Below are 17,497 nucleotides of genomic sequence, written 5' to 3'. Positions count from 1 at the left end.
AACACTTAAGTCACTATAGAGATTTATTTTTTTTTGATTAAGTACAATTAAGTTTTGAAAATCAAAGATTTTTGTTTTATTCTTTTGAGAGGTATTGAAACGATTTCGCTGCAAAAGTTTCATAGCCTTCGTGGTAAATATTATTTACATTGAAATTAATCAAAATGGAACGATGAGCTTTCAATAGATTCATATAATTCATTGTTTGAGCTTTATGAATATTGTGTAAATCAGTCACAGATTTTAACTCTAATACAATCAAATCTTCAATAAAAAAATCACATTTTAATTTGCAATTTATATTTTCACCTTTATACAAAAATGGAATTTGAAGCTCACTTTTAAAACTCAATCCCAATATTTTAAATTCCTTTTCCAAGCATTGATGATAAACTTCTTCATATAACCCTGGTCCTACTAACTTGTGAACCTCAATACACGCTCCAACAATTTTATAAGCTAAATCATTTAATTTCTTTTGTGTAATCATTTGTGTTATTTTTTTTAACACTTAAGTTTTGAAAATCTTTGATTTTCGGCTAAAGTGAACTTTTTTTTACAGAATTAATTTACTATAAAGTAACTTAAGTGTTTAAATCCAATCAGAATCTTAATATGGAATTGCAGGCAAAATCTTTCCTGAAACTTCACCAAAACCAACTCGGATTCCGCCTTTTTCTGACCAGGCTTTCATTGTCACAGTATCGCCATCTTCGATGAATTTTCTCTCAATTCCATTTTTGAGTTGCAACGGTTTTGTTCCTCTCCAGGTCAGTTCCAACATAGAACCGTAGGATTTTTCATCTTCACCGGAAATCGTTCCGCTGGCGTAAATATCGCCAACTTCAACATTACAGCCATTCACGGTGTGATGCGCCAATTGTTGGCACATATTCCAATACATAAATTTATAATTACTTTCAGAAATCAGATTGTCTTCCGAATTTTCCGGTTTCAGATAAACCTGAAGATTAATGTCATAATTTTGATCACAATCAAATTTCAGATAATCCAAAACTTCCGGTTCTTGCTTCGGTGATTGAGTTTTGAATGGTTGTAGCGCTTCCAAAGTCACTATCCAAGGCGAAATAGATGAACCGAAATTCTTTCCTAAAAATGGCCCGAGCGGAACATATTCCCAGCTCTGGATATCCCTTGCAGACCAGTCGTTGAAAATCATCATTCCGAAAATAGCATCTTCCGCTTCTGCAACAGAAATCCTCTCTCCCAAATCGGTATTTTTATTGACTACAAAAGCCATTTCCAATTCGAAATCGAGTTGTTTTGATGCGCTAAAAATCGGTTGATCCGCATCAGCAGGTTTGATTTGCCCGCAAGGCCTTGTGATATCAATCCCTGATAAAACAATGGACGAAGCGCGCCCGTGATAACCAACCGGCAAATGTTTCCAATTTGGCAATAACGCATTCGCTGGGTCTCGAAACATCATCCCAACATTGGTGGCGTGTTGGATACTGCTATAAAAATCTGTGTAGTTGGGGATGTGCAAAGGCATCATCATTTGGATTTCATCCAAATTATAGAAACATTCCTCCAAAGCCCTTTCGTCTTTCGACAGTAAAGAATCTTCCAGCAACAATTGCTGAATCCTTTCACGGACTTTATTGGTGACCGGTTTCCCGAGTTCTATAAAATCGTTGATGGTATAACCTTCAAAAATATTATCGTCCAAACCTTGTATTTCTTCAAAATAGCCAAGGTCAAATAATGTTGCCAAATCAATGACGATATCGCCAATCCTTGTGGCGCAGGCAATATATTCTCTATTAAAAACACAAACGCCAAACGGAATATTATGGATTGAAAAATCTGAATCTGAAGGATAATTGATGAAGGATTTCATTTAATTAAGTTTAAGGTTTTGTGTTTAAAGTTATAAATTACACATTCTTTTTGGAACGTCGAATTACAGCAGCCCGACTTGAGCGGAAATCCTTTTTACGCAGTGAAGCGAAGTGAAAAGATTGGGAGCGGAAGGCGGATTAAGCTGCCCTAAAAAATTAAAGCATTAAAAATAATGCTTTAATTGTAAAAATATAAGAAAATAATTTGGTTTAAAGATTTCCGCGTCTCTCCTGCTCTCTTTCCAAAGCTTCGAAAAGTGCCTTGAAATTGCCCGCACCGAAACTCTGAGCACCGTGTCTCTCGATGATTTCGTAAAACAAAGTTGGTCTATCCTCAACAGGTTTTGTGAAAATTTGAAGCAAATATCCTTCCTCATCACAGTCCACAAGAATCCCAAGATTCTGAAGTTTTTTGACATCTTCATCAATATCGCCTACTCTTTCAGGAATCATCTCATAATAGGCTTCAGGTGGTGGAGAAAGGAATTCTACACCTCTACTTTTAAGTTCCGTAACTGTTTTTACAATATCTTTGGTTGCCACGGCAATATGCTGAACTCCTTCGCCTTCGTAGAAATCCAGGTATTCTTCTACCTGAGATTTTTTCTGACCTTCGGCTGGCTCGTTAATTGGGAATTTGGCAAAACCATTTCCATTGGACATTACTTTTGACATCAATGCAGAATATTCTGTATTGATTTGCTTATCATCAAAGGAAAGAATATTCACAAATCCCATCACTTTTTCATACCAGTCCACTGTTGGAATCATTCTGTCCCAGCCTACATTTCCAACACAATGGTCCACATACAACAATCCAACATCGGTAGGGTGATAATCAGTTTCCCATTTCTCATAGCCTGGCATAAAAGCGCCTGTGTAATTTTTACGTTCCACGAACATATGAACAGTTTCGCCGTAAGTATAAATACCAGACATCTTCACTTCACCAAACTCATCCGTCAAAGTTTGAGGTTCCAGATATGGTTTGCCACCACGTTTGGTGGTTTCTTCAAAAGCCTTTTCGGCATCATCTACACAAAGTGCCAAGATCTTGACACCATCGCCATGTTTTCTCTGATGTTCACAGATTGGAGAATCTGACTTAAGACCGGATGTTAAAACTAATCTGATTTTTCCTTGTTGCAAAACATATGATGCTCTATCTCTAACGCCGGTTTCTGGCCCAGCGTACGCAACAGACTGAAAACCGAAAGCCGTTTTGTAAAAATGGGCGGCTTGCTTGGCATTTCCGACATAAAACTCAATAAAATCTGTTCCGTTGATTGGGAGAAAATTCTCGGCTTGTGCGATTTTCTCGGCAAAAGTGAGTGTTGACATTGGATTTTTTTATTTTGTGATGAATGAGGCCAAGATAAACAATTTTACCAAACAGACTAACGATTGTTAGTTTTTTGTAAAAACCCCACCAAAATTGGCACAAAAAAAAGCTGATTACAAATCAGCTTTAAGTATGATAAATTATTTTTTCATCGTTCCGGTTTCTGAAAACCGAATATGCCAACTGAAGGCTTCTTCCAGCAAATGCGGCGTGTGGCCACCTCTCCTACAAGCCCTGTCAAAATAGGATTGCAACTCTTCTTTGTAATCCGGATGCACACAATTATCTATAATGGATTGCGCCCTTTCCCTTGGAGCAAGCCCTCTAAGGTCTGCTAAACCAATATCGGTAACCAAAATATCGACATCGTGCTCGGTATGGTCTGTATGCGAGACCATCGGCAAAACATGGGACACTTTATTTTCTTTAGAAGCCGCCTGTGTTACAAAAATACTCAGGTAAGCATTTCTTGCAAAATCACCAGATCCGCCAATACCATTCATAATTTTGGTCCCTACAAGATGAGTGGAGTTGACGTTTCCGTAAATATCAAATTCAATAGCAGTATTAATGGCAATAATTCCCAACCTGCGAATTAACCCAGGTGTATTGGAGATATTCTGAGGCCGCAAAACAAATTTGTCCCTGTACTTGCTGAGGTTGCCAAAAACCCTGTCGTAGCAAGGCTTAGAAACTGTCACCGATGAAGCCGAGGCAAAACTTAAAACACCCGCATCAATCAGGTCAAACGTACTGTCCTGCAAAACTTCGGAGAACATGGTGAGATCGTAAAAATTACTATGCTTAAAGCCTGTTAAAACTGCATTGGCTACTTTACCAATCCCAGCCTGCAAAGGAAGCAAACGGTCTGTAAGACGGCCTTCCCTGACTTCATTTTCAAAAAATTCAAGGATATGTTGGGCGATAGCTGTAGTTTTGTGATCCGGTTCGGCAATGTCAGCCGGGCTGTCTTTAACATTCGTAAAAACGATCGCTTCAATTTTATCGGGATCTACTGGAATTGTTTTTCTGCCAATCTTGTTCCATGGTGCTACGATTGGGATAACATTCCTATGGGGGTAATTCTCGGCCTGATAAATATCGTGGATGCCATAGACTTCCTCGGGAACCTGCGTATTGATCTCAATAATGACTTTTTTCGCCATTGCGGCAAAACTTACCGAGTTGCCTACAGACGTAGTGGGAACAATGCTGCCATCACGGTCTATATAAGCAGCTTCTATCACGGCCACATCCAGTTTGCTTTTGCCGTGCAGGATCTCCGCACTTTCGCTAAGGTGCTGATCTATGAAGAGGATTTCACCTTCATTGATTTTTTTCCTCAGTAGAGGATCTACCTGAAAAGGCATTCTTTTGGATAAAACACCGGCTTCCGCCAATTTTCCGTCTGTACCGTGTCCCAAAGAAGCACCGGTCATCAGTGTTATTTTAAGATTTTCAGTTTTACCACGTTCTGCCAGAGCGGGCAACACAGCTTTGCTGTCTCCGGCTTTTGTAAAACCACTGGTTCCTACTACCATCCCGTTTTTGATTATCTGCGCAGCATTTTCAGCCGTTGTTACTTTATCCCGCAGACTTTCCAGTCTAATTCTTTCGATCATCTGATATTGACTTTTCTTTTTGCAAAACCAATAATTTTTAATTAAAAATCGAGGCCTGCAAAAGGGTTAACCTTGTCTCACAAATCTACAAAAAAAACAACTCTTGATCTATGATAAAACTTAGCTTTAGATTGATTTTAAATAGACTATGACTCATCTGCCAGCCAGCTTGTCATATAAGCAGGATCTTCTACTTTTATAGCCTCTTCGGTGAGTTTCAACGGGCGGAAAGGATCTACCATCACCGCATACTCATCTGTGAACGTTTTACCGATGCTGCGCTCCATCGCACCGGGATGCGGGCCATGCACAATCCCACCTGGATGCAGTGAAAAATCCATCAAATCGACATGGTTCCTGCTCATAAAATCGCCCTCGGTGTAAAACAAAACCTCATCGGAATCTATATTGGAATGATTGTAAGGCGCAGGGACCGCTTTTGGATGATAATCATACATCCTTGCCACAAAGGAGCAAACCACAAAATTGTGCGCTTCGAAATTCTGATGAACTGGAGGCGGCTGATGAATCCTTCCCGTGATAGGTTCAAAGTTTTTGATATTAAATTTATAAGGATAAAAATAACCGTCCCAGCCGACAACATCAAAAGGATGTGTGGCGTAAACAAAATCGGTAATCTGATTTTCCTTTTTGACTTTGATCAGAAAGTCGCCCTTTTTATTTTTGGGCTCCACAAACGTTGGCGGGATAATGTCGCGCTCACAAAACGGCGAATGTTCCAGTAATTGCCCGAACTCGTTTCGGTAACGTTTCGGGGTATAAATGGGTGAATTGGCTTCTATAAAGAAGAAAACATTGTTTTCTGATTCTAATTCTAATTGATAAATCGTTCCCCTCGGGATAATCACATAATCGCCATGAGAAAAACTGATATTGCCAAGCATAGTTTTCAAAACCCCTATACCTTCATGCACAAATAGCAGCTCATCACATTCTGCATTTTTATAAAAATAATCCATCGATTGCCTTGGTTTTGCCAAACCCATTTTCAAATCACTGTTAAGCATCAGAACTTTTCTGCTCACCAAAAAATCATCTTCGGGCGTTATTTTGGCACCTTTTATCATTCTTGGGATAACATTTTTTTCCACCGCAATTTTTGGGGAGACATCTTTTACCTCGCCAACAGATTTGATCTGCGTAGGACGGTGGATGTGATAAAGTAAGGATGCAATCCCATGAAATCCCTCGGTCCCAAAGAGTTGTTCGTAATAAAATTGATCATCTTCAGATTTGAAAACGGTATGCCGCTTTGGAGGAATCTGACCTAACTGAATGTACCTCATTGTATTAGATTTGGCTTTTCTCAAATGTAATATTTTTTAATAATATCAACTTAACATGGAAAAATCTTAATTCAAAGTGTTTATTACATCTGATGGAATGACTTGCGAACTATTTTCCTAATGAAGTTTTCTGTTTGCCCGAATTATTTTAATTTTAAATCCTGAAAATTTTTATACATGAAATTATCATACACTTGTGGCAACTCAAATATTCCGCTACTGGGAGAGACGATAGGTGAAAATCTTAAAAAAACAGTTAATAAATTCCCGAACCGCGAGGCGCTAATCTCTTCTCATCAGCGGTACCGGGCAACATATCAAGAATTTTACAATCAAACAACAGACGTTGCAAAAGCTTTACTAGCACTTGGGCTTTTGGCCGGCGACCGCGTGGGCGTCTGGTCTGCCAACCGTTATGAATGGACACTTCTGCAGTATGCAACCGCCAGGATCGGGATCATATTGGTGAATATCAACCCGGCTTACAGAACCAGCGAGTTGATTTTCGTAATTAATCAAGCCGAGATTTCGCACATTTTTTCTTCTCTGACATTCAAATCCAGTGATTATAAAAAAATGATAACCGATGCCCGGGAATTCTGTTCCACGCTGAAATCTGAAATTTTCTTTGATGATAACTGGCAAGGTTTCTTAGAATCAGGAAAAGCTATTTCTGATGAAAAATTGCAATATACTGAAGAATCTGTACAGTTTGATGACCCCGTCAATATCCAATACACATCTGGAACCACGGGATTTCCAAAAGGCGTTACACTTTCTCATCATAACATCCTCAATAATGGGTATTTCATTGGTATCCGATTAAAATACACCGAGAAAGATAAAGTATGCATCCCGGTTCCGTTTTACCATTGTTTTGGAATGGTGATTGGTAACCTTTGCTGCACGGCACACGGCGCTTGTATGGTGATCCCTAATGACAGTTTCGATGCTGAACTGACATTGGACGTGGTTTCCAAAGAAAAATGCACTTCATTATATGGTGTACCTACCATGTTTATTGCAGAACTGGCCGTTAAAAATTTTTCACAATATGATTTTTCGAGTCTGAGAACGGGCGTTATGGCAGGATCGGTTTGCCCACCGGAGATTATGAAAAAAGTGGAAAGCCAGATGAATATGAAAGAAGTTTCGATTTGCTACGGGATGACCGAAACTTCGCCGGTTTCTACGCAAACTTTGATTGGCACGCCGCTGGACAAGCAGGTTTCTACTGTAGGAACCGTTCAGGATCATTTGGAAATCAAAATTATCGATAAAAATGGTAAAATTGTGGAGCGTGGTACACATGGTGAGCTTTGTACCAGAGGCTACTCGGTTATGCTGAAATATTGGAACGATCCCGAAAACACCAAAAAAGTGATTGATGACGGCCGCTGGATGCATACCGGAGATCTGGCCGTGATGGATGAAGAGGGTTATATTACAATTTCTGGCAGAATAAAGGATCTTATCATCCGTGGCGGAGAAAACATTTCCCCAAAAGAGATCGAGGATTTCCTCTACACCTACCCTAATATTTTGGACGTTCAAATCATTGGTGTGCCCAGCGTTCGCTATGGCGAGGAAGTTATGGCCTGGGTGAAAACACGCGAAGGATTTGAGTTATCCGAAACCGAAATCCTGGACTATTGCAAAGGCAAAATTGCCCATTACAAAATCCCGAAATACTGGAAATTTGTAGATGACTTCCCAATGACAGTCTCCGGTAAAGTGAGGAAAGTGGAAATGCGCGAAATATCTGTGAAAGAGTTGGGTTTGTAGATGAATTTAAATGAAAAATGCTCCTAAAAACAAGGAGCATTTTTTTATAATTCTTTTCGAAGCCTTGCTACTGGAATGTTGAGCTGTTCCCTGTATTTTGCAATGGTTCGCCTCGCGATGTTATAACCTTTTTCTTTCAATATGCCTACCAACGCATCATCTGTATAAGGTTTTCTTTTGTTCTCTTTGCCAATCGCTTCCTGCAGGTGCATTTTGATTTCTTTTGTAGAAACCTCTTCACCTTCGTCATTGGTAAGAGAATCCGAAAAAAGGTTTTTGAGATAAACAATGCCATTAGGTGTATCGGCATACTTACTTTTTACCACACGGGAAATGGTAGAAATATCAAAACCGGTAATATCAGCCACATCTTTCAGGATCATTGGTTTGATATTTTTTTCATCCCCGCTGAGGAAATAATCTTTCTGAAGTTTTACAATAGCTGTGATAGTCTGCAAAAGCGTGTTCTGACGCTGGTTAATAGCATCAATGTACCATTTGGCAGCATCCAGTTTTTGTTTGATGAAAAGTGCAGCCTGCTTATGTTCTGCAGAATTCTTGTCATGAGAATAGGTGGTCAAAATCTCTTTGTACTCGTCCGAAACTCTTAGAGATGGTGCATTTTTGTTGTTAAGCGTCGGGATAACTTGCCCATCTTTTACCTGAATGGCAAAATCCGGAATAATCTCCTGATTGATGGTGATGGTTTGCGTGTCAAAATTACCACCCACTTTTGGGGAGAGTCTGGAAATTTCGTCCAAAGCATCTTTCAGGTCCTCTTCTTCGATATCATATTTCTGAAGAATCTTGTTATAATGCTTGTTGGCCAAAGCGTCAAACTGATTTCTAAGGATATTTCCTGCGAGGATCACACTTGGGTTAGAACTTACTTTCTTCTCAATCTGCAGAAGCAGACATTCTCTCAGGTCACGCGCGCCAACGCCTGGCGGATCAAGCTTCTGAACATAATTTTCCAGAATATCGATCACTTTTTCCTGTGTCGTATAAACACCTTGGGAAAATGCGAGATCATCTACAATAGATTTGGTTTCCCTTCTCAAATAGCCATCCGTATCCAGATTACCGATGATGTATTCTGCAATTTTGAGGTCTTCATCATCAATATTTATCAGCCTGATCTGCTCTATCAGATAATCATAAAGCGTTTGTCCTTCGGTTAAAAGGGACTGGTTATCAAACTCTTCATCATCTGGGGAATAGTTGCTGCTGGCTGTTTTATAACTTGGCTCATCATCATACAGATATTCGTTAACATCAAAATCTGTTTCTATACTCTCGCTGCCTTCATTCTCAAACTCTTCATCAGATTTGGAATAATCTTCCTCAGCATTATCCTCTGTCACCTTTTCCAGAGCAGGATTTTCCTCTAGTTCGCGCTCCAGTTCCTCTTCAAACTCAAGAGTATGAAGCTGAATCAACTTCATCAGTTGTATCTGTTGCGGGGCTAATTTTTGCCCGAGTTTAAGTTGTAGATTTTGCTTCAGCATAATAAATTGTGTTATCAGATTTGATTAACGTTGACGAAGTTAAATATTTTTTTTTGAACAGCAATAACTTTAGCACGATTTTTGCTATTAGAAATAAGAAATTAAAAAACCCTGTCTGAAGCACATTCTGACAGGGTTTTTGTATTTTGATCTTAAGATTTTACAACGCCACCATATCGGTCACTTCGACATCATATCCAGATATCACGGGTTTTATGTTGGGGTTTTGCGTAATCACTTTAAATTTATGAATACCAAGATCTTTCAAGATCTGTGTTCCAATACCATAATCCCGGAAGTTCGGAGCAATAGTTGCCTGCTCGCTTGTACCATCCTGAAAGTTAAGAAAATGCTGAATCTTGCTCAATATACTTTCTTTGCTGGATACATTGTTAATAAAAACCACAGCACCCTTCCCTTCTTTATTGATAAGATCAGTCACCTGTTGCATCAGCGGGTTTTCACCATTGGACAACTTACTGAAGACATCAAAGTATGAGTTGGAAGACTGTACCCTTACCAAAATAGACTCATCTGCAGACCATGTTCCTTTAGTCAAAGCATAATGAATTTGCTCTGTTGGCTTTTCCTCGAAAACATAAAAATTAAAATCACCAAAATGGGTTTTGATTTTACGTTCCTCAATCCTTTCCACCAATCCGCCTTGTCTAAGTCTGTAATGGATTAAATCCTCTATAGTGATGACCTTAATATCATGTTTTTTTCCGAATTCCAACAACTGAGGCAATCTGGCCATGTTACCGTCTTCCTTTAGAATCTCACAGATGACACCACCTTCCTTCAATCCGGCAAGCCTTGTCAAATCAATCGCAGCTTCGGTATGTCCGGCTCTTTTCAAAACACCACCTTCTTTGGCACGGAGTGGGAAAATGTGGCCGGGACGCATCAAGTCACCAGGTTTTGTTTCGGAATCCATGATTGCCTGAATCGTTTTTGCACGGTCACCTGCACTGATGCCCGTTGTCGCACCTTTACCCAAAAGGTCTACGGACACGGTAAAAGCTGTTTCCTTAGGATCGGTAGAGTTTGAAACCATAGATTGCAGTTCCAGTTCATCACAACGCTTCTCGGTAAGTGGCATGCAGATAAGGCCTCTTGCATAGGTTGCCATAAAATTAACCGTCTCCGGCGTGGTAAGTTCGGCAGCAGCCAAAAGGTCGCCTTCATTTTCACGGTCTTCGTCATCTACTACGATAACCATTTTACCTTTTTTAAGGTCTTCCAGCGCCTCTTCGATTGTATTAAGTTGGAGTTTATCCATTACTGTAAAATTTTTCTGCAAATATACTTAATTACTAAGCAACTGGATATTGTAAAAATCGATTAAAAGTATGTAGAAAATTGATTTTTCAAAAATTATGAACTTGATACAAATAGTCTTCTTCAAAATCATTATCTTCATTCCAAATCTAAAACCCTCGTCACAATGATGAATTCTTACAATTTTATAGAAAAATGAAATTTAAATTTGAAATTTAAAAAAAAATACTAAATTTGCAGACCAAAGAAAAACGGTACTTTGGCCGAGTGGCTAGGCAGTGGTCTGCAACACCATCTACAGCGGTTCGAATCCGCTAGGTACCTCAGGATAAAACCCTAATTCATTCGCTAGTAATGTTTTAGGGTTTTTTATTTTTAAAGTGTGTCAACATTTGTGTCAACATCGGGAAAAAGTGTCAATATTGGTTCTTTTTATGGACTCGCAAAATTATTTCCTCACGTGTACTGACTCTAAAAACTCGGTTCTCTCGCACACGTGTAGTGATGTGAAAAAAATCTTTAGGGTTTTGTATTCCTTGTATTTTATGCTCGTTACATTTTGTTTGGGTGTGAAGTTTTCACCCACGCACGTTATGACTTCCAAAAAATCCGCCTCGCACACGTGTTGTGACCTCGAAAAAATCTTTAATAGTGGTAAAATCGCACTTTTAAATGTGGTTTCAACTCGCATTATAATATCGGAAATACCGACATTTAAATTAACTTATCGTTGCCCTTTTTATGGAGTCCGAAAATTATTCCCTCGCACGTGCGTATGGAGTCCGATAATTCGGTATAAAAAACCTCAACCGATATAAACTAAATTAACTTTGACCCATATAACATATATTACATATCATAGGGCGAACCTATATTAAATAATATAAACTAATTCCCTTTTTATGGACTCGGATAATTATTTCCCGTGCGCGCGTATGGACTCCGAAAATTCATAGAAAACAAAAAACCACCTTATCGGGTGGCTCTGTTGTTAATCTGTAATTTGAAAGGCTGGCGGTAATCGGTTAAGTTCATCCATCTGCATCAGTAAATAAAACTTTTTCAGATACTTTATTATAAATTCCTCTATATCTGCCATTTCGTTGGTTATATCCAAACCACTTTCAGTAAATACAAGTTTCCAAGTGAAGTAATTTTGCAGTAAAGTATCAAATAAATCATATTCCCCAAACTCCTCTAAGGTTTGAGGGTTACGCCTTTCCAATTCTACAACGCTATCCCAACAACTTTGTTTTAGGTCTGCATCGTGGATTGTTAGCGGTTCTTTGCCTGTCATTTTGATTTTAAAATCAAATTCTGTGTTTTCTGTTTGTTCTTTTTTCATTGTGGGTTATATAAAAAGTTATAAAAAGTCTTTGCCTTTTTTCATCCGTTACATACGGTTAGGCATATTAAATAATATTAAAAGTTAATCTGTAATTGGTTCGGGTTGTAGTTCCTTTTCTCAAATCTTTGTCGGCTGTATTTCGGGTTATGTTGTAGGTTGGTTTTGGCATTCCTAATATTGTGCGCTATAAAATAATTTTGGCGGTCAAAACTTTTTCCCTTTTGTTTTTCGGTCAAATATTTTTCAGTTAGTTTTTGGTAGGTTTCGGGTTGGTTTTCTTTGTAATATTTCAAACCTTTAACGCATAAAAACTTACTCCCTTTTTTCTGCATTGATATATTCAAATTGGTTACTAAACAAACTTTATCATTTTGCAAATCTGTTACGTTTTCCAAGTTTATCAGTTGAGAGGTGGTTTTGTCATTTTTTAAAATCCCTCTGTTTATCGTGGTTTTCTGTGTGGAATTCGTAACATTTTGTAAGTCGAAAAGTTTATCAATAATTTGCAATTTGATGAGGTGGTGCAGATTGTTTTTTTTGCCTAAAATCAAATGATATTTATCCTTACATCTTGCAAATTTCACACGGTACAAACCACTCCAAAAATCAATACTTTTTACATTTTTGACAAACAATACCTCATCCCTTTTTAAGGCGTTCAGTTCGTTAGATTTTAAACCTAAATTGATTAATAAAACTTGTTCCCATTCATCCAATAAAATTTGCCCTAATCGGTTGTAGCTATCCAAATTCAGTAAATCGGTGGCGGTGTTAATTCCATACTTGCAGATATTCTTTGCCTGTTTGCTCTTAACTTCAAAACGAAATGTATTTGGATTGATTCCGTATTGTGGAACATCCAAAAACTGCAAACCTTTGGCGTATGCCTTTATTTGTTTGTAGGTGGTTGCATCAGTTTTTTTGAAATAAGGTTTTTTGGTATCGGGAATAGTAAAAGGTGTTTTTTTATAAAAATAAAGTCCATTGATGAGGTCTTTTGTATCTACATCAGGAATAATGTTTAAACCAAATTCGATATTACAAACATTTAATTCGTTGTACTCTCGTTGTTTTACATCTAAGTAGGTCAAAATATCGGAAATTGTACTAATTGCCTGTAATGGCGTAAAATCATTACCATTGTGGCGGTATTGGTTAAAGTGATAATGTGGACTTACATTTATTTCCAAATGACAAAAACCAACTACCTTTCCGTTTTCTACTGCCTTGCGAAAATCCAAACTTAATTTTATACCAAAATCTTTATGCCTTAATGAATAATAATTGTTTGTTTTTGGTCGACATACCACAAAATCAGAATGCTGATACAATCTGTTTATAATTGTTTGGCTATGCGTTAAAAACTTTGTATTATCTATCATTAATTTTCTATCTTTGGCGTATTGTAATGGTTGCCACTATTGCAAATTTTGAACATAAAGGGAATGCGGTTTGCACTCCCTTTTTTTGTTGTTCAATTTTAAAAAGGTGTTTTTGTTTTAGTGATATTTTCTTTTGGCGCTTCGCTATTGTACCAATCCAACCAATCCCGATACTCCATAAATTGCATAACTCCCAAATCTTCCCCTGTAAGGATATAATGCAAGTCTGCAAACTCTCTAAATGATTGGTTTAATATTTCTTGTTCAAATCCTGCGGTAACGCCATTTTTTAACTCATCTTTGGCGTTATCCATTGCGGTTGCTAATTTTCTAAGTTCCATTGTTAAAAGTTTTGAATTAAATGTTTTACTAATCGGGTGCGGTCAGTCGCATTGTGCGGATAAAATTGTTTACAGGCTCGTATTTCAATCGTACCAACATCGGAAAGGTATTTGATAACGCACAAAGATTTTACGCCCTGTATTGGCAAATCTGAATAGTAGAAATTATCTGTTTCCGTTGGTCGCAATCCTGTTAAGGTGCATTTACTCCAATTCGTAGCGTTGCGTATTCTCAAAAGTAAGTTTGCGCCCGAAATGGAATTATAACCGTTGTTTTTTTCTAGCCTTATCAGTTCAGATAATAGCGGTTTTTCTGCGGACTGCTGTTTGAATTGCGCAAAGGTCTTTTTAACCTCATCGAGTATGTAGGTTAATTTGTAGCTGTCGGGGATGTAAGTGGTTGCCGTTTTCATTATTAACTCAATTTGTTTTGGTTAATAATTGCATCTACTTCCGAACGTTTGAAGTACACACGGTTACCCATCCCATAACTAGGGATTGTATTATCCTTTCTCCAACGGTGCAAAGTGGAAAGGTCAATTTTTAGAAGTTTGCAGACTTCGGAACGTGTGAGGTATTCCGTTGGCTCTTTAGGTTGGAATTTTGCGGAAAGGTTTTCCGAAATTTCGGGGATAAGTGATTTTTTTAACTCTGCGAAAAAGTCGGGTAAATCATAACCAATAATTTGTAATGTACTCATAACTTTGTTTTAAGATTATGGTACAAATGTGAGGTGTTGGTATTCGGCTAATATTCGGCTGGTGTTCGTTTTTTATTCGGTTGCAATGAAATAATATTATTTTTTGGAATCCTTATAATAGACCGCTAGGTTTTTAAGTGTATTCAAGTGGTTTTTAATCTCTCTAGTTATATCACTATTGCCATAATCAAATCCAAATAATTCTCTGATGAGGTTTTTATATGCTATATGTGGAATATTAGCATCTCTATCCTCATTAAAATACCTATAAATCTGATTGTACTTTGTAAGTGGTGTTTTACCACCTTTGAAATTGTCAGAAAAATAATTGAGTAAATCAATATCAATGCCTGTTTCAGCATCTAAATTTTTACTTACTAGTTCCTTTGTCGTTGAATTAGTTTTATTTTTTATTTCTTTATCTAGTATTAATTGACAATAAACATAATTGCATTGATACAAATGTATTTTATCGTAATAGATGCAGATTTTTTCTAAAAGGTCAATGTAAACATCTAATAACTGTTTTAGTTGCTCATTATCATCTGAATACCTTAATAATTGGTTAATTCTATACTCTAAATCTATTTTTATATCAAACAATAATGTTCTATGAGATCCTGAATTATCCATAAAATTTGGAATGTCTGTATTTTTCCTTGTAAAAAAGGGTAATTCAATATCTCGGTAATATTTTTTAATCAGTTCCTCAATTATCGGAAATACATCTTTGGCGGTTTTTTCTAAGAGTTCAAACCATCCATTTTTTTCATTCTCAATATATTTAATATACGGTATAGCATTATCAAATTCGATTATCAAACGTGTTTCAAACTCCTTTAGATTGTCTACTATAATATTTTGAACGTTGTAATTAACTGCCATATTTTGAACGTTTGTAATTGGTTGCCTATTTAAAAGGTCGCTAAATTGCGACCTCATCAAATGTAGTAATTATTAAAATCTCTTTTGTAAGTACAAACCCACGTAAAGGGAATATTTATTAAAAAAATCCTCTTTTGCTACCTTGTACAGATTATTATCCTCGCTAGTAATAACAAAATATTGGTCAATCTCTTCTACTGAACATAAGAAATAAAAATCATCTCCATCCTTGTCATACAGTGCGTACACTTTACTAGCATCTATTTTATATTCTAAATCCAATACCATTGTATAGCCTTTTTCAAACGTTCGTCCGTTTACTTGTATAGTTTCTAATAATTCTAATCTTTTGGCATTCGGACTAAAGTTCCCCCTATTTGAACCCAACCACACTTCCAAACTATTTTCATCATAAATGTCATTTGGCAAAAACCCCTTTGGAATAAATTTTTTTATTGCATCATCAAAAGGTATTGGCAAACTTCTTTTTTTACTTACAACTTCTTTTATAAATCCATCAAGTATAATATATTCTTTACCGTTTTGAATTTCAAAAGGTCGTTTGTATGTAACTAAATAGGCGTTATTTTTATCATACATTTTAACGCTTCCCGATTGATTTAATAGTGTTTCCATAATTATAATATTTGTTGATTAAGATATTTTTTGATTAGATAATTGTTTAAAAGTCTTTGCGGTCTGCATTGCCCAATCGTCTGCCGTTTTGCCAATGTAATTGAGAAACATAGATTCTGTTTTGTGTCCTGTAATGCTCATCAGTTGAGGTGTGGTAAACAATTTATTTCCATAAAAATTAGTTGCAAAACTTCGTCTGCAAACGTGCGAACTTACAAGGTTGCATTTTTCTGTTTCTACAATTTCGTTTTTCTTTTTGTCCTCGTTGTAAACTTTGCCTTTTATCATTTCGTGGATTCCTGCCAACTCACAAACTTTTTTGATGTGTCTGTTAAAAAGAACTGCATTAGAATCAAAGTTATTGGCAAAGGTTGGCGGAAAATCGCCATTGTATTTATTGAGAATAGTCTCTACCTCATCGTGTAGTGGGATAACAACTTTTTCGCCTGTCTTTTGTTGTTTAATCTCCAAGAATCGGAAAGAGTTGCCCTCGCTGTCTGTTTTTGTGTAAATCATTCGTTTGGTCATTCGGAGCAAATCACTTGCTCGTTGTCCAAGATAGCAACCAAGAACCAACCAATCTTTTGCAATGTTCCAATCTGTGTTAATACTTTGGACTTCTTTAATTCTTTCAATTTCATCAAACGATAAAAATACTTTGTATTCTGTGTTGGTTGTTCCTGTACTGAATCCCCGAATCTGATAATGGATTGTTTTTCCGTTTTGCTCCGCATCAAATAAAACCGTTTTCAGATTTTTAATAAAACGTACTGCGGTGGTCTCCATCAGGTCGCAATCTGAAATCAAATAGTTTTTGAAATCTATCAAAGTTTTTGCGCCAACATCTTGCAAAAGAAAAGTTTTCTTTTTCTTCTTTTGGTATTGCGTAAAACGGTCTTTTAGGTTGTTGTATTTCCGAAGTGTACAATCGGTGTAGGATGCGGTACTTCGTCTGAAATCGGTAAAGTTTTGCAGGTAATTCAGAAAAATAGAATCGTCTGTTTTGACTTCGATACGATTGAAGAATTTGCCAATCTTTTCTTTTAACCAAAAGTTATCAAAGATAATCCCATTAGTGAAATCAATATTATACTCGTTTAGAATATAGTTTGATAACTCCCGAAGTTGTCGAGAAAGGTTTTTGTTTTCGGGATTGTTTTGTTTTGGAAATTTGGTATCTGTACTCCAATCATTCGAGTTAATTATTAATTCCGTTGAGGTGCGAAGTTTTACATCTCTTGAAATTGATAATTGAACTTGAATTTTAGCATTTGCGGTTTTGTTTCGCAAAAAATAACTCACGGTTGCCATAACTTGAATTTTGAACAATTCAAAGATAGTAATTATTTTAAAGGTGTGTCAACATTTGTGTCAACATTATTGAAATCTTATGCAACGAAATAAAATGTAATAAAATTAAAAACCCTTTATTAATGGTAGTTTCGGAGGTTTTTTCTTAGTGTTTTGAAAAGTAAGTAAAACCGTTATTTGGGTA

General features: G+C 36.9%; 16 protein-coding genes and 1 tRNA gene. 2 read left to right on the top strand and 15 right to left on the bottom strand.

The features are described 5' to 3' along the window. Window positions 1-76: 76 nt before the first annotated feature. The 5 genes from AC00Y6_RS06060 to AC00Y6_RS06040 form a co-directional block, all read right to left on the bottom strand. Window positions 77-490, bottom strand: coding sequence for a GxxExxY protein (locus AC00Y6_RS06060; protein ID WP_474489723.1), 414 nt, complete (start codon window positions 488-490; stop codon window positions 77-79). A 120-nt stretch (window positions 491-610) separates the two neighbouring features. Next, the gene (gene fahA / locus AC00Y6_RS06055) at window positions 611-1,864 is read right to left on the bottom strand and encodes a fumarylacetoacetase (protein ID WP_474489722.1); all 1,254 of its coding nucleotides are present in this window, start codon (window positions 1,862-1,864) and stop codon (window positions 611-613) included. A 211-nt stretch (window positions 1,865-2,075) separates the two neighbouring features. Further along, on the bottom strand, window positions 2,076-3,206 hold the full coding sequence (gene hppD, locus AC00Y6_RS06050; protein WP_474489721.1) for a 4-hydroxyphenylpyruvate dioxygenase: 1,131 nt from the start codon (window positions 3,204-3,206) through the stop codon (window positions 2,076-2,078). A gap of 141 nt (window positions 3,207-3,347) precedes the next feature. Then, window positions 3,348-4,829 (bottom strand): succinate CoA transferase, encoded by a 1,482-nt coding sequence (locus AC00Y6_RS06045; protein WP_474489720.1) that lies wholly within the window; start codon window positions 4,827-4,829, stop codon window positions 3,348-3,350. Between the two features lie 146 nt (window positions 4,830-4,975). Further along, window positions 4,976-6,136, bottom strand: a complete 1,161-nt coding sequence (locus AC00Y6_RS06040; protein ID WP_474489719.1) for a homogentisate 1,2-dioxygenase — start codon at window positions 6,134-6,136, stop codon at window positions 4,976-4,978. 177 nt (window positions 6,137-6,313) lie between these two features. On the opposite strand from AC00Y6_RS06040, the gene AC00Y6_RS06035 reads away from it, so the two are divergent. Beyond that, window positions 6,314-7,921, top strand: a complete 1,608-nt coding sequence (locus tag AC00Y6_RS06035) for an AMP-binding protein (protein ID WP_474489718.1) — start codon at window positions 6,314-6,316, stop codon at window positions 7,919-7,921. Between the two features lie 44 nt (window positions 7,922-7,965). Here AC00Y6_RS06035 and rpoN read toward each other — a convergent pair whose 3' ends face one another. Together rpoN and ribB are read right to left on the bottom strand one after the other, a co-directional pair. Beyond that, a complete protein-coding gene (gene rpoN, locus AC00Y6_RS06030; protein WP_474489717.1) occupies window positions 7,966-9,429 on the bottom strand; it encodes an RNA polymerase factor sigma-54 in 1,464 nt (487 codons plus the stop codon). A 160-nt stretch (window positions 9,430-9,589) separates the two neighbouring features. Continuing rightward, window positions 9,590-10,711, bottom strand: a complete 1,122-nt coding sequence (gene ribB / locus AC00Y6_RS06025) for a 3,4-dihydroxy-2-butanone-4-phosphate synthase (protein ID WP_474489716.1) — start codon at window positions 10,709-10,711, stop codon at window positions 9,590-9,592. A gap of 252 nt (window positions 10,712-10,963) precedes the next feature. On the opposite strand from ribB, the gene AC00Y6_RS06020 reads away from it, so the two are divergent. Then, window positions 10,964-11,034 (top strand) — tRNA-Cys (locus AC00Y6_RS06020). 667 nt (window positions 11,035-11,701) lie between these two features. On the opposite strand, the gene AC00Y6_RS06015 is transcribed toward AC00Y6_RS06020, so the two are convergent. The 8 genes from AC00Y6_RS06015 to AC00Y6_RS05980 all read right to left on the bottom strand — a co-directional run bounded on the left by AC00Y6_RS06015 (window position 11,702) and on the right by AC00Y6_RS05980 (window position 17,313). Continuing rightward, the gene (locus tag AC00Y6_RS06015; RefSeq protein WP_474489715.1) at window positions 11,702-12,055 is read right to left on the bottom strand and encodes a hypothetical protein; all 354 of its coding nucleotides are present in this window, start codon (window positions 12,053-12,055) and stop codon (window positions 11,702-11,704) included. Window positions 12,056-12,132: 77 nt separating this feature from the next. Further along, on the bottom strand, window positions 12,133-13,440 hold the full coding sequence (locus tag AC00Y6_RS06010) for a hypothetical protein (RefSeq protein ID WP_474489714.1): 1,308 nt from the start codon (window positions 13,438-13,440) through the stop codon (window positions 12,133-12,135). A gap of 98 nt (window positions 13,441-13,538) precedes the next feature. After that, window positions 13,539-13,781 carry a hypothetical protein gene (locus AC00Y6_RS06005; RefSeq protein WP_474489713.1) on the bottom strand — a complete coding sequence of 81 codons (243 nt, stop codon included), beginning with the start codon at window positions 13,779-13,781 and terminating at the stop codon, window positions 13,539-13,541. Window positions 13,782-13,783: 2 nt separating this feature from the next. Then, window positions 13,784-14,194 carry a hypothetical protein gene (locus AC00Y6_RS06000; RefSeq protein WP_474489712.1) on the bottom strand — a complete coding sequence of 137 codons (411 nt, stop codon included), beginning with the start codon at window positions 14,192-14,194 and terminating at the stop codon, window positions 13,784-13,786. 2 nt (window positions 14,195-14,196) lie between these two features. Continuing rightward, a complete protein-coding gene (locus AC00Y6_RS05995; RefSeq protein ID WP_474489711.1) occupies window positions 14,197-14,481 on the bottom strand; it encodes a helix-turn-helix domain-containing protein in 285 nt (94 codons plus the stop codon). A gap of 96 nt (window positions 14,482-14,577) precedes the next feature. Next, window positions 14,578-15,366, bottom strand: coding sequence for a hypothetical protein (locus AC00Y6_RS05990; protein WP_474489710.1), 789 nt, complete (start codon window positions 15,364-15,366; stop codon window positions 14,578-14,580). Window positions 15,367-15,438: 72 nt separating this feature from the next. Continuing rightward, on the bottom strand, window positions 15,439-16,002 hold the full coding sequence (locus tag AC00Y6_RS05985; RefSeq protein WP_474489709.1) for a hypothetical protein: 564 nt from the start codon (window positions 16,000-16,002) through the stop codon (window positions 15,439-15,441). Between the two features lie 18 nt (window positions 16,003-16,020). Continuing rightward, window positions 16,021-17,313: a tyrosine-type recombinase/integrase gene (locus AC00Y6_RS05980; protein ID WP_474489708.1), complete on the bottom strand. Its 1,293-nt coding sequence runs from the start codon at window positions 17,311-17,313 to the stop codon at window positions 16,021-16,023. Window positions 17,314-17,497: the final 184 nt, after the last annotated feature.

It is taken from the genome of Epilithonimonas sp., assembly GCF_056329745.1.
The sequence above is the reverse complement of the archived record's forward strand: the minus strand, read 5'-3'. Positions and strand labels throughout refer to the sequence as shown.

Coding starts and splice junctions, on each gene's coding strand:
- AC00Y6_RS06060 (WP_474489723.1), bottom strand. CDS start 490: ATGATTACACAAAAGAAATTAAATGATTTAGCTTATAAAATTGTTGGA.
- fahA (WP_474489722.1), bottom strand. CDS start 1,864: ATGAAATCCTTCATCAATTATCCTTCAGATTCAGATTTTTCAATCCAT.
- hppD (WP_474489721.1), bottom strand. CDS start 3,206: ATGTCAACACTCACTTTTGCCGAGAAAATCGCACAAGCCGAGAATTTT.
- AC00Y6_RS06045 (WP_474489720.1), bottom strand. CDS start 4,829: ATGATCGAAAGAATTAGACTGGAAAGTCTGCGGGATAAAGTAACAACG.
- AC00Y6_RS06040 (WP_474489719.1), bottom strand. CDS start 6,136: ATGAGGTACATTCAGTTAGGTCAGATTCCTCCAAAGCGGCATACCGTT.
- AC00Y6_RS06035 (WP_474489718.1), top strand. CDS start 6,314: ATGAAATTATCATACACTTGTGGCAACTCAAATATTCCGCTACTGGGA.
- rpoN (WP_474489717.1), bottom strand. CDS start 9,429: ATGCTGAAGCAAAATCTACAACTTAAACTCGGGCAAAAATTAGCCCCG.
- ribB (WP_474489716.1), bottom strand. CDS start 10,711: ATGGATAAACTCCAACTTAATACAATCGAAGAGGCGCTGGAAGACCTT.
- AC00Y6_RS06015 (WP_474489715.1), bottom strand. CDS start 12,055: ATGAAAAAAGAACAAACAGAAAACACAGAATTTGATTTTAAAATCAAA.
- AC00Y6_RS06010 (WP_474489714.1), bottom strand. CDS start 13,440: ATGATAGATAATACAAAGTTTTTAACGCATAGCCAAACAATTATAAAC.
- AC00Y6_RS06005 (WP_474489713.1), bottom strand. CDS start 13,781: ATGGAACTTAGAAAATTAGCAACCGCAATGGATAACGCCAAAGATGAG.
- AC00Y6_RS06000 (WP_474489712.1), bottom strand. CDS start 14,194: ATGAAAACGGCAACCACTTACATCCCCGACAGCTACAAATTAACCTAC.
- AC00Y6_RS05995 (WP_474489711.1), bottom strand. CDS start 14,481: ATGAGTACATTACAAATTATTGGTTATGATTTACCCGACTTTTTCGCA.
- AC00Y6_RS05990 (WP_474489710.1), bottom strand. CDS start 15,366: ATGGCAGTTAATTACAACGTTCAAAATATTATAGTAGACAATCTAAAG.
- AC00Y6_RS05985 (WP_474489709.1), bottom strand. CDS start 16,002: ATGGAAACACTATTAAATCAATCGGGAAGCGTTAAAATGTATGATAAA.
- AC00Y6_RS05980 (WP_474489708.1), bottom strand. CDS start 17,313: ATGGCAACCGTGAGTTATTTTTTGCGAAACAAAACCGCAAATGCTAAA.